Genomic DNA, 12,130 nt, shown 5'->3' on the forward strand with positions numbered 1-12,130 from the left:
GCGACAAATGTTCAGCCAGACATATCAGACGAAATTCAAACGCGTCCCGCTTGGGGCGCCGTCTTTTCAATGTCACTTGGTGTTTTTTCGCTGGTGACGGCAGAGTTCCTTCCCGCCAGCCTTTTGACGCCGCTCGCCGAGGGGCTGAACATCAGTAAAGGGGCCGCTGGACAGGCCGTAACCGTAACCGCGCTTGTGGCGCTTTTGACCAGCCTGTTCATTTCGGTTGCAATACGCGGCATTGATCGCAAATGGGTTTTGATGGGGTTTTCGGTTCTGCTGATTATTTCCAACCTGACTGTCGCGACCGCACCGGGTATTCTTACATTGCTGTTCGGGCGTGTTTTAATGGGGATTGCTTTGGGCGGTTTCTGGAGCTTGTCGATCGCCACGTTGATGCGGTTGGTGCCAGACCGTGACATCCCACGTGCGATATCAATCATGTTCTTGGGGGTCTCTGCGGCGACTGTTTTTGCGGTGCCGGTTGGCAGCTATCTTGGGGCCATGATTGGCTGGCGGGGCGTTTTTGTTGCCGCCACCGGACTTGCCGTGCTAGCCCTTTTGGTCCAGATGCTGACGCTTCCGTCTTTGCCAGCACAGGGCAAAGCACGCATGACGATCTTGTTCGAGGTTCTGTGCCGTCCGGGCATTGGCATCGGGATGATCGCAGTGCTGATGGTGTTCGCCGGCCACTTCACATTCTTCACTTATATCCGACCGTTTCTGGAAACCGTAACAGGTGTGGGCGTTGACGGCGTAACTGCAATCCTTTTTGGCTTTGGACTTGCCAACTTTCTCGGAACTTACCTGATTGCCTTTGTCATTCAGCGGTCACTGCGGCTTGCGCTGATCATGATGCCGACGGTCATGGCGGGACTCGCACTCGTGCTGACCCTCTTTGGCGGAGTGACGGCGGTTGATGCGCTGTTGATTGCGGTATGGGGTCTCGTCTTTGCGGGGGTACCCGTGTCATGGTCCACATGGATCACCCGCGCGATGCCGGACCAAGCCGAGGCAGGCGGTGGGCTCATCGTTGCCGCCATCAACTTTGCGATCGCGGCAGGAGCAGGATTGGGTGGTGGGCTACTGGAAATCTCTGGGCCGCGCGGTGTGTTCCTGATCAGTGGGCTTATCCTCGTCGCGGCGGTCATAACGATCATTCTTAAGATCAAGCCGCTGGGTAACGACGAATGACTAAAATAGGTCGTATCGATGATCTTATCGCTTTCATCCAGCGTCCACCTGAAAAAAGCTAAATTGGCCACCCGGTCCAGGGACTAATAGAGGGATGCCAAAATTGGATCACGGTGTTCTTCACTGCCGCGGTCAGAAGAAGCCTCTCGCGAAAAACCAGATGGGCGCGACGGGACGTCTCATATCTAAAAATGAAAGGTTTGTTTGACATGTCCGAAAAACTGCTTGTCCTTGTAGGAAGCCCGCGCCGGAACGGAAACACTGCAACATTGGCAGAGGCTGTACGCCGCGGTGCGGAGAAGGCGGGCATCGATGTTCGGTTGCGCTTCCTCGACGACCACATGACCAGCTTCCTCCGCGATTGTCGGACATGTCGTCAAGCGAACGGCGAATGCGCGATTGCCGACGGATACCGGACGCTGTTCTTCGAGGATTTCCTACCTGCACGAGCTGTCATTTTCTGCTCGCCAATCTATTGGTACGGAATGTCCGCCCAAATGAAGGCGTTTCTCGACAGGAGCTTTTGTCACTATGCGGCGTCCGCTCCGGACTCACACAGCGTACTTCGGGCCATGCGCGGCAAGCGGCTTGGGTTGGTGCTCGCATCAGAGGAAACCTATCCCGGGGCTGCCCTTGGCATCGTGCATCAGATGCAAGAATTCTCCCGATACACACAGTCAGATTTCGTTGGCGTCGTACGCGGAATAGGCAACTCTCGCGGCGACGTTTGCCGAGACCCTGCCAATCCCGTTCAGCAAGCCGAACATATCGGCTCAGAAATTCTCACCCGTCCCTATTCCGACTATCGACTAGATACCGAGCGAGCTCCTGTCGTATGGAAAGAAACGGGTCATACTAAGTAGACATAGAACTGGTGCCGGGGTGCGCAGTTTCGTTATTTTGGGCTTCAAGTCTGCTTCTGCGGAAGGTTTGGCCGGTAGGCCCGCCCCATGGTCGCTTTTCCGAGTGCGGCACGCGGCCGGACGCGGGCGACTGGGGAGATGGTACATCTGCGAACGTCGGCTTCATCTTAACTGTTTGTCATTGCCCGCCATAGTAGCCCTGCGAAGTCGCGTTGAGATTTCCAATAAATGCAGAGACTGATGAACTTAGTCATCACTGCCGGAGCGCAGCGCAGGCAGGAGCGCAGCGCAGGCAGGAGCGCAGCTATTGTAAGTACGGCAGCAGCATAGAATGCAGCTGGGTAGTGGAACGATGCAATAATTGGCTGGCTTAGAAGCGGTGACACGAACTGTCCCAGGAATAGGCTTGCCGTAATCACACCTGCTGTTCGACCACGAGTTTGTGGCGATGCAAGTGCCATGGCACTTGAGAAGATATTCGGGATGGAGATCCCCATCCCGAGACCCGTCAGCCCCGTCCCACACATCACCGTCAGTATTGTGGTGCTCGCGCCTGTCACGGTAATGCCGAGAGCCATCGCCGTCAGGCCAACCAGAAAGATGACCTTGGCACCCATTCTACTCCGCAACGTGCCGAAAGTCAGCGACGCCATCGCGGAAACGAATGTCATCAGCCCCATCGAAAGTCCGGCGAGCGAAGGCGACATAAACCCTAGCTCTTTGAGGCGATAGGGTAGTTGCGAAGGGATGATGTAGAAAGCGCCGCTGACAAACAGGGCCACGACGCAGAGAGCGAGAATACCGGCCGGATTTGCAAAAGTCACACCAGCAGGGTCGTTTCCTTTGGGTCTATCCGGCATGGGTTCAGTCAGAACACGCCACGCGAGAAATGCCAGCGGCAGAGCAAACGCGTAGATCACGAACGGATAGCGCCAGTTGATATCCGCGAGGAATCCTCCCGCCGTCAAAAACACAAGACCGCCAAATCCGGTGAAAGCCTGTTGGAGCCCCATGTAGCGATCCCGTTCCGCCCCATTAAAATAGTCGCCTGCCAGTGCCATCCCGAGCGTCATGATCCCTGCCACGGCGACTCCCAGCAACGCCCGCCCGGCCAGCAGTCCGTAGAAGCTATCCAGCCAAAGTCCCGAGCTTCCGGCAAGGGCGTAGAGAACGATTGTGCCTATCAGCAACGATGTTCGCCCCACGCGGTCAGCAACTCTTCCGATGATCGGCGAGGCGATGACGACAAAAAGCGCCGGCAGGGTCAATACCAGTCGGCTGAGAAGTTCGATATGCGCTGTGCCGGCGTACGCTGCGGTGATCCCCGGCAATGACGGCGAGATTGTCGCTCCTGCCATGATTGTCAGACAGGCGGTCAGCAAAAGCGTCAGCTTCAACAGCCAGCTTGGCGGGGCATGCGTAGGTGCTGCCGTGGTCGCGGGGGCTAAGGTCATGATGCCGTTGCGTCTTCGGAGAATGATGCAGCCTGCCGCACTCTTAGTGTTTTCAAGGCTTCCGACCAGTCAAGAACCTGGATCAAGGTTTCTACTAGGGCATCAACGGCGCGATCGCCCCCAACCCATGCTTCGGGTGCGGTAAAAAGCGCCTTGGAGGTCTGAGATGTCATCAGCACCTGAGAGCGCACGGTCGCGGTGCGCGTCTCGGCAAGGATCAGACGCAATTGCTCGACCGCCCGTGCGCCACCGATACCGCCATAGCTGACGAAACCAGCGGCTTTGTCGGACCACTCGGAATACAGAAAGTCGATCGCGTTCTTCAGCGCCCCTGGGATCGAGTGGTTGTACTCAGGCGTCACGAAAATGAAGCCATCACAGGCATCGACGGCCTTTGCCCATGTCTTCGTGTGAGCGTGGCGATAGTCCCCCATGATCGCAGGCACAGGCTCATCCAGCATCGGCAGATCAAAATCTGCGATGTCGAGGACGTTGAACTTGGCCCGGTCTCCGCAGCTTTCACGGGCCGCATGCGCGACACCCTTTGCAATAAGATGGGATTTTCGGCCGGGTCGGGTACTTCCGGTAATGATGCCGATGGTGAGCATGTTTGTGTCCTTGCCATGTTTCATTAATTACAACGTTCACTGTATAATTTACAATGACCGTTGTAATTTCAAGGGCAAATCAGTATTTTGCATGTACGGCATCAGCGACGCCTGTCTATAATATTGATAAATTTGGAGAAAAATATGGTAACAGGCAACGTTTCAAAACGTGAAGCCATCATTCGTGGCGCGCGCACAGTGTTCGGGCGCGACGGCTTCGCCAGAGCCAGCATGGACGACATCGCTGCGACAGCGAATGTGTCCTCGCGCACGATCTACAATCATTTCGGCGATAAGTCCGGCCTGTTTAGTGCCCTAATTGTCGAAAGTGCGCAGGAGGTTCGCGACGCGCAGATTGCTGAGATTGAGCGTCATCTTGGCAAGATTGTTGATCTAGAAGAAGATCTTCGCGCATTGGGAACAGCTTTTGCGACCAACCGTTCAAGATTTCCGGAACATTTCGCACTGGTTCGCCATATCTATGCCGAGGCAGGTCACCTTCCAGCAGATGTGCTGGCCGACTGGGCGGCAGCTGGACCAAGGGCGGTTCATCGGGCTTTGACTGGGGCGCTGGAGGATCTCCAAAAACGAGGGCTCTTAAAGTTTGATGATAGCACGCGCGCGGCCAATCAATTCGTGGCGCTGGTCGGGACCGAAGTGAATGAACGAACGTTCGGCGGTACGGTCCCCACCGATCCAGCCTTCATAGCTGCGGTGGTTCGTGCTGGAGTCGAGACTTTCCTTCGTGCGTTCAAAGCCTGAAGCCAGATGCTGTAACCACTTAACTTTTAGCGACATAGGCGGCCTGGGGTCCGCTGGTCAGAACTCAACGGTTCTGTCACAGGCAGAATCCACCGTTTTTGCCCTACACATTGTGACCAGGGGTTTTTGTCCGACAGCGGCCGTTCGTGACATGTGCGGCGAAAGTCGGGATCGAGCCCGACTCGACAGATTCTGCACTATGCACGAAGGCCCGATATCGCAAAAGTTCCGAAACCTTCATCAGCCCCTTAGGTTTTGGCTGGGGTTTGTGGCAGCGCCAATTCGGGCAATTTTTAAGGTGTTGGCGGTAATTATCCCCAAATCGCGTTATTCCGCGATTTGGTTTGCAATAGATTAACACCCATGATTTTTTAGCGAAAAGAGTGGGGTGATCGAATGCTGATTATCATTTCGGCAGTGCTTTCTGCGGCCTGCTATGCAGTTGTCCTCGGTGTGTTCCTTGCGTTTCATGTAATTGCACCCGAACGGTCAATTTTCGCCCATGCAGTCAGCGACTATGCTGTGGGGAAGACGGCTCGCCTATTTATTGGCTACGGCCTCGTAGGAAGTCTTGGGGCCGCATTGCTGGCGATCGCGACAGTATCCACTGGCGATTTCCCTGTGCGAGTTCCGATCTATCTCGCGCTTCTGGCCATCTTGCGGATCGGGGTGCTGCGTTTTCGGACCGATATCGAAGGCGAGGCGGTCACACGTGAAGGCAGGCTGCACTATGTTTTTGCCATCATAACTTTTGCTTTAACCTACATGATCGTTTCAGCAGCACAGCCGACGTTAGGCACTTTCGCCAACCCGCCACTGAACGCGATCCTTAGTGGTCTCGGCTGGATAGCGACTATCTCGCTGGTGGGCGTGGTAACGACGCTGTTGCCGCCGCTCAGGCGCGTGTTTGGGTTGGCAGAGCGTATCTTCCTTCTGTCCACAGCATTTTGGCTGCTCTTGCTGGCCGTCACATTGGTAGCATCGCGCTAAATCCACGGTTTATTGAGCGACTGCCAAAAGCGGCCTTTGGTGCAGTCGCAGCGAAAGCTCACTTTGTCCGCATATCACTCACAGAGAAGGCTTGGTTCAAGCTTGACCATCCTTCAGCTAGCTCGCTCGGCGTTTGGAAAGATGGTCGATAAAGGCCCGCAACGCGGGCGTCACCAGACGTGTTCCGGCATAGTAGAGATAATAACCTGGAAATTGCGGTGTCCAGTCTTTCAGAAGGGTTTGCACCTGCCCTGAAGCGATTGATGATGCAGCGTCCTGCTCAAACAAGAACGCGATTCCGGCTCCGTCAATGGCTGCTCGTAGAAGAACACGGGCGTCCGTCGAGATAAGTGGTCCATCCACTTCAATGTTGAAGCAGCGGCCGTCTTTCTCAAATTCCCACAACCAAGGCACCCCGGTGGACGGTCGAAGGAAGTTGAGGCAGGAATGTTCGCGAAGCGCTTCGGGTGTTTCAGGATGACCGTGATCTGCGAGATAGGCAGGCGCGGCGACAACGACCATACGCACCGCACCACCGATCGGGATGGCGCGCATCCCCAGGCCCAAGCTTTCACCAAGCCGCAAACCGCCATCGAAACCGCCCACCACGGCATCGTCCAGCGTTTCGCTGACGACAATCTCGACCTTCACGTCTGGATAGGCGGCATGAAAGCTGGCCAGGTGCGGCGCAAGAGCATGTTCTGCACCCACACTTGGAGCAGTAATCCGCACACGCCCGGTCACACAATCCAGAGTAGCAAGCAATTCACCTTCGGCTGCCGCAATCTCGGCCAGCGCTGGCGTGATGCGCATGCGCAGTCGTTGACCTGCTTCGGTTGGTGCAATGCTGCGGGTCGTGCGGTTCAAGAGCCTTTGCCCCAACCTTTGCTCAAGAGCGCGGATCGACTGGCTGACGGCCGAGGGTGTCATACCGAGATGGGGCGCTGCCATACGGAAGCCGCCATGATCCAACACTGCAAGAAATACCCGCAATTCGGCAATGTCATGTCCGCGCATTGTATGCCTTCTCCTTAACAGTGTGATCGTATCGTAGGGCATTATCATTGCGCCGTCGATTTGACATCTTCTCACCAAATCAAGATGGAGAGTAACGATGCGGTTAGACGATTACAGGTTGCTTGGGCGATCAGGACTTAAAGTGTCGCCGATGGCATTGGGCACGATGACTTTCGGGACCGAATGGGGCTGGGGCGCGGCCGAAGCAGACGCGCGGCAAGTCTTCGACACCTATGTTGATCGTGGTGGCAACTTCATCGACACGGCCAACTTTTACACCGGCGGCACGTCCGAGAAAATGGTCGGTGCTTTCGCCGTCGGCCGGCGCGACACGTTGGTCATTGCCACAAAATATACCCTTCCGATGCGCGCGGGCGATCCAAACTCTGGCGGCAACAGTCGTCGCGCAATGGTTCGCGCGGTGGAGGACAGTCTCAGACGGCTAAAGACTGACTATATTGATCTTTTTTACCTCCACGCTTGGGACTCGACGACGCCGGTTGAAGAAATCCTGAGAGCGATGGATGATTTGGTGGCTGCGGGCAAGGTCGTCTACCTCGGGCTGTCGGACATCCCGGCGTGGCAAGCCGCTCGTATGCAGGCCGTCGCCGATTTGCGCGGCTGGTCTCCGATGATAGCCCTACAGCTCGAATACAATCTCATCGAACGCAGTGGCGATCGCGACCTGATCCCGATGGCCCGCGAGATGGGTATGGGCGTCATTCCATGGTCCCCGCTCGCCAGCGGGCTGCTGAGTGGAAAGTACAGCCGGGAGGACCTTGAGGGCCGTACAGATGTCCAGGGTCGTGCAGCCATGGCGCGACAGGGTTCACCCATGGATGATCGGACCTTCGGCATCCTCGACGTGCAGGCGGACATCGCTGCCGAGACGGGCCAAAGCCCCGCTGCAGTCGCCTTGGCCTTCCTGCTGTCGCAATCTGGAATCGCCGCTCCTATTGTCGGCGCGCGGACACTTGAGCAGCTCGAAGGCAACCTTGCAGCACTGGATTTTGAACTGGAACCTGCGCAGTTGTCACGTCTTGAAGACGCAGGGGCGCCGGACCTTGGGTTTCCTCACTCTTATCTCAAGCGACCGGAGATACGTCAGAACATCTACGGCGGATTGTCCATTCAAACACGATAGCGTTGCGCCGGCACCGAAGCCATTTTGCGAAGGCAGGTCTCAACCTACAGAAAATTATGGGCGTTCGCTATGGCCCGGTCAACAGACCTTGCGACGGGTCGCGTCAAAGGTGCGCTGTGGCCGAAATGCCGCTATAAAATTTGGGGGTGTCCGCAAACTGTGTTGGTTCACTTCGGATTAGTTTGAAAGGGCCTATGTTACCTCGCTTTCCCAGCGGAGGATGCCCTTGCTACACCACGACTTTCGCCGTTTTATCGATGCTCTCGACGAACTGAATCCGGCCCAGATCGAGGACGCCCAGGCTAAGATCCGGGATCTTCGACGAAAGACGGAGGCGATTTCGGAGATCGAAGCGCGGACAAACCGAGAACGCAGGTGCCCTTTATGCCACGACAATCAACGCCAGAAATGGGGCCGCACACGCACCAACGTCCAGCGCTACCGATGCTCGGGCTGCAAGAAGACCTACTCGGGCCGGACCGGAAGGGCCATCGGCCTCATCCATCGCCCTGATTTGTTCATGGTCGTCCTGTGGGATATGCTGGGCACTTCCGTGCTGCAGTCTGTGCGAGCTCTGGCGCATCAACTTCGGCTCAACAAATACACGATCTGGCGCTGGCGGATGCTAGTGTTTTCGATCATCGGTAGTGGCACGGAGATGGACTTCTCAGGGATTATCGAGGCGGACGAAACCTACCAGCGGGAGTCGCGCAAGGGATCACGGGAGTGGGTCCGGCACTTCGCCGATCCGCAGAATTTCTCACAGCCGCCGCGGCCCCGTTGGGGAGACTTCACGACACAAGGACTGAAAATGATGCGCGGCCTATCGAGGTGGCAGCTGCCCATTCTAACGGTTGCCGACCGCGGCGGCGCACGGCTCTTCCGTAGACTCCCGAACCGAAAGGGCGCGACGGTGGAGCGCGCGATGAACCCCTTAGTCCCGGGCGATGCCGTGCTCTGCTCGGACAGAGGCAACGGCTACAAGAACCTTGCGGCAGCACGCGGCCTTGAGCATTTCGTAGTCGGAAGTAAGCCCGGCACACGGGTCGCGGCGGGCTGCTATCATAATCAGAATGTGAACTCGCTGCACGCCCGCTACGGCAGTTTCATCAAACCCTTCTGCGGGCCAGCGACGAAGAACCTGAACGGCTACATCCGGTGGCTGGAAGTCCGGATGGAAGGAATGCAACCGGCAGAAATTATTCTTGTGTCATAAGCTTGGTGCTGCTGTGGTCAGATGTCAGCTTCGAGCCCAAAGTGCATGGTGCTGCGCCCTGCATGAATGTCTGCTCTATCGTGGCACGGCCAAAAACGTGACAAAATTAAAGGCAGTTTTGCCAAGGTTTTGTGGCACAAAAATTTTCAACGATTCCAGCGGCGGTAAAGTGAGTGACAAAAACGACCGTTTTTGGTCATCACATTATGACCAGTGGTTTCTGTCCCTGCTGACTGGCGGCAATGTGGGACATAGCGAGCCCCCGCAGGGCTCTCAGCAGTAAGCACTTCGGAGTTTTTACCAAAAGCAGTGGAGCTACCGTTGAGATGAGGTCATTAAGATCTGGTCTGCAATATGACTCACCCGAGCCGGTCCAACTCCTTGCCAATGAATCCGTTAAGGTGGTCGGCTACCTGCCGCACCCGCGCCGAGCGACGGATATCAGGGTGCATTACGAGGAACAGAGGGCGGGGCTCGAAGGGATTATCATCTGGAAGTTCCATCAGGTCGGGCAGAGCGCGCGCAGCAAAGCGTGGCAGCAGCGCAAGACCTAATCCGGCGCGAGCACTGGCCATCAGCGTCGCCATGTCGTTGCTGCGCAACCCGATGCTCGCAGTCTCGGCCTGAGTCCGCACATCTAACCAATGGGCTTGGGGCAGGTCGGGCAGGCTGTCATCAAAACCAAGATAGACACGTCTCGCCGGTGGCAACGCGATCTGGTCAGGGCGCCCGTATAAACCATAGGCCACCGATCCAAGTCGGCGGGTGATCAGATCCGGACCGACAACTGCGCCTATCCGCAGGGCAATATCAGCCTCGGCCCGATCCAGGTCGCTGGTCTGCCTTGCGCCAATCAGAATTGGCACCAGACCCGGATGTGTCTGCCTCAGTGTCGTCAGCCCCGGTGCCACCAGCATCGCCAGCAGTACCGGGGGCGCTGAGATACGAACCTCGCCAGTCAACGCATCAAGCCCAGCAGCAGTGCGGGACAAAGTCGCAACCTCACGCTCAACCGCTTCGGCCTGCGCCACGAGCCGCGCTCCCTCGGGTGTTGGCCGCCAGCCTCGCGGCAACCGGTCGAACAGGCGCAGCCCGAGCGTTGCTTCGAGCCCGCCTACCCGACGCGAGACGGTTGAGTGCTCGACCCCTAGCCCCCGAGCCGCAGCCATCAGGCTACCTGCGCGCACGAGCGCTAGGAAGAACCTTAGATCATCCCAAGCCAATGGATCAGTCTGATTATTTATGCCCATACCATGTCAATTTTTTTATCCTTACGGCGAAAAATAATCGCACTACCCTCACCGTCAATGCAAGAGGTAACCCGAGGATAATCTATGAAGGTAATTGGAGCATGGCGGGCACTACCCGCTAGCGAGCCGCAGTCTTTAGTCGACCACGAACTACCTGCGCCGCTACCAAAGGCCACGGATCTTCTGGTGCGGGTCGAGGCAGTTTCCATTAACCCCGCCGATGCCCGGGTGCGGATGCGCAAGGAGGCTGACGACACATTTGCCGTTTTCGGTTGGGACGTGGCAGGCACGGTGGTCGACATTGGAACCGAAGTGACAGGCTTTTCCCCTGGCGATGCTGTTTTCTATGCAGGCGATTTGACCCGACCTGGCGGCAATGCCGAATTGCACATTGTCGAGGCCGGGCTCGTCAGTCGTCGGCCCCAAGGATTGAGCGCCGCACATGCCGCTGCGCTGCCGCTGACGGCGCTGACCGTGTGGGAAGCACTCTTTGAGCGGCTCGGCTTGCCTGAACCGGATGGAATGGCAGAAGTCGATGCTCCGGCAAGGACCCTTCTGATCGTCGGCGGTGCCGGAGGGGTTGGGTCAATGGCAATCCAGGTCGCTAGGATGGTGCCTGGTCTGACCATCATCGCCACCGCGTCACGGAGTGAAACGCGTGATTGGTGTCTGAACCTTGGCGCGGACGCAGTGATCGACCATTCGGGCGACATGGCCGCAGAGCTGACTGCACGCGACCTGCCTGCACCGGACCTGATCCTTTTGGCTGCCGATCCTGACACGCACTTTCCGATACTCGCGGCCATGCTCGCACCGCAAGGACGCATCTGCTGTATCGTCCCGTTTGACACACCACCCGACATGAATCTTCTGATGCAGAAAAGCGCTGCGCTGACCTGGGAATTCATGTTCACGCGGGCCATGTTCGCCACCCCGGACCGGGCACGGCAAGGCGTCATCCTAAACCATGTGGCGACCTTGATTGATGCCGGTCGGTTGATTCCCGCCGTGCCCGAAATTCTCGGTCCTATTAACGCTGCCAACCTGCGCGCGGCCCATTCCCGGATCGAGGGCAAGCGCACCATTGGCAAGCTGGTGCTTGCCGGATTTCCCCCAACCACAATCAACCAAGGAGCTTCCTTATGACCGACGTAACACAATCCGCCGTAGAGGTTACTCAAGCCTTCCTCGCTGCGATCTTTTCGGGTGCGATGGAAACCGCCATGGCCATGACTTCGCCGGATGCAGTCTTCGTTTCGACCAATCCGCACAGTAATCCCGGCAACCCAATGCACGGAACCTTTACCGGCCATGACGGTGCTGCGGCGTTCTTCGCTGGTTTTGCCGAGGTGCTGGAGCCGGGCGACTTTGAAGTGATTGCAGCGTTTGGCGACGAGAGCCATGCCGCGCTCTACGGCAAACTGAGGCACACCGTGCGTGCTACTGGCAGGCCGTTCGTCAGCGATTGGGCCCTGATAGCACGGATCAAGAACGGACAGATCGCGCTCTATCACTTCTACGAGGATACCGAGGCGCTGACCGAAGCTATGAGATGATGCTCACAAGGCGGACCTGCGGGTCCGCCTCAAAATTTATCCAGTGTGGTGGCAACGGGCCTTCATGTAATGCGCA

The 12,130-nt window shown here is 57.1% G+C and carries 12 protein-coding genes; 8 read left to right on the top strand and 4 right to left on the bottom strand.

Annotated elements, in window-relative coordinates:
• The first annotated feature begins 69 nt into the window (after positions 1–69).
• Complete coding sequence (locus IMCC21224_RS22550; protein ID WP_197089299.1) at positions 70–1,194, top strand: MFS transporter; 1,125 nt, start codon at positions 70–72, stop codon at positions 1,192–1,194.
• 209 nt (positions 1,195–1,403) lie between these two features.
• Positions 1,404–2,057, top strand: a complete 654-nt coding sequence (locus IMCC21224_RS22555; RefSeq protein ID WP_047997936.1) for a flavodoxin family protein — start codon at positions 1,404–1,406, stop codon at positions 2,055–2,057.
• Positions 2,058–2,224: 167 nt separating this feature from the next.
• On the opposite strand, the gene IMCC21224_RS22560 is transcribed toward IMCC21224_RS22555, so the two are convergent.
• Both IMCC21224_RS22560 and IMCC21224_RS22565 read right to left on the bottom strand, forming a co-directional pair.
• On the bottom strand, positions 2,225–3,454 hold the full coding sequence (locus tag IMCC21224_RS22560; RefSeq protein WP_197089300.1) for an MFS transporter: 1,230 nt from the start codon (positions 3,452–3,454) through the stop codon (positions 2,225–2,227).
• Positions 3,455–3,507: 53 nt separating this feature from the next.
• The gene (locus tag IMCC21224_RS22565) at positions 3,508–4,119 is read right to left on the bottom strand and encodes an NADPH-dependent FMN reductase (protein WP_047997834.1); all 612 of its coding nucleotides are present in this window, start codon (positions 4,117–4,119) and stop codon (positions 3,508–3,510) included.
• Between the two features lie 144 nt (positions 4,120–4,263).
• Here IMCC21224_RS22565 and IMCC21224_RS22570 point away from each other — a divergent pair, with 144 nt between their 5' ends.
• Positions 4,264–4,881, top strand: coding sequence for a TetR/AcrR family transcriptional regulator (locus tag IMCC21224_RS22570; RefSeq protein WP_053079170.1), 618 nt, complete (start codon positions 4,264–4,266; stop codon positions 4,879–4,881).
• 396 nt (positions 4,882–5,277) lie between these two features.
• Entirely contained in the window at positions 5,278–5,871 is a 594-nt protein-coding gene (locus IMCC21224_RS22575; RefSeq protein ID WP_047997835.1) for a DUF998 domain-containing protein, read from the top strand.
• A gap of 117 nt (positions 5,872–5,988) precedes the next feature.
• Here the strand turns inward: IMCC21224_RS22575 and IMCC21224_RS22580 are convergent, their stop codons facing one another.
• Entirely contained in the window at positions 5,989–6,936 is a 948-nt protein-coding gene (locus IMCC21224_RS22580; RefSeq protein WP_197089301.1) for a LysR family transcriptional regulator, read from the bottom strand.
• A gap of 49 nt (positions 6,937–6,985) precedes the next feature.
• On the opposite strand from IMCC21224_RS22580, the gene IMCC21224_RS22585 reads away from it, so the two are divergent.
• Positions 6,986–8,032: an aldo/keto reductase gene (locus IMCC21224_RS22585; protein ID WP_047997837.1), complete on the top strand. Its 1,047-nt coding sequence runs from the start codon at positions 6,986–6,988 to the stop codon at positions 8,030–8,032.
• 226 nt (positions 8,033–8,258) lie between these two features.
• The gene (locus tag IMCC21224_RS22590; protein WP_197089302.1) at positions 8,259–9,248 is read left to right on the top strand and encodes an IS1595 family transposase; all 990 of its coding nucleotides are present in this window, start codon (positions 8,259–8,261) and stop codon (positions 9,246–9,248) included.
• Between the two features lie 359 nt (positions 9,249–9,607).
• Here the strand turns inward: IMCC21224_RS22590 and IMCC21224_RS22595 are convergent, their stop codons facing one another.
• Positions 9,608–10,498, bottom strand: a complete 891-nt coding sequence (locus IMCC21224_RS22595) for a LysR family transcriptional regulator (RefSeq protein ID WP_047997839.1) — start codon at positions 10,496–10,498, stop codon at positions 9,608–9,610.
• A gap of 84 nt (positions 10,499–10,582) precedes the next feature.
• On the opposite strand from IMCC21224_RS22595, the gene IMCC21224_RS22600 reads away from it, so the two are divergent.
• Together IMCC21224_RS22600 and IMCC21224_RS26775 are read left to right on the top strand one after the other, a co-directional pair.
• Positions 10,583–11,644, top strand: coding sequence for a zinc-binding alcohol dehydrogenase family protein (locus IMCC21224_RS22600; RefSeq protein ID WP_047997840.1), 1,062 nt, complete (start codon positions 10,583–10,585; stop codon positions 11,642–11,644).
• A complete protein-coding gene (locus tag IMCC21224_RS26775; protein ID WP_053079172.1) occupies positions 11,641–12,054 on the top strand; it encodes a nuclear transport factor 2 family protein in 414 nt (137 codons plus the stop codon). The genes IMCC21224_RS22600 and IMCC21224_RS26775 overlap by 4 nt, the downstream gene beginning before the upstream one ends.
• The last annotated feature ends 76 nt before the right edge of the window (positions 12,055–12,130 follow it).

The organism is Puniceibacterium sp. IMCC21224, from assembly GCF_001038505.1.
In the GTDB taxonomy this organism is placed as follows: domain Bacteria; phylum Pseudomonadota; class Alphaproteobacteria; order Rhodobacterales; family Rhodobacteraceae; genus Puniceibacterium.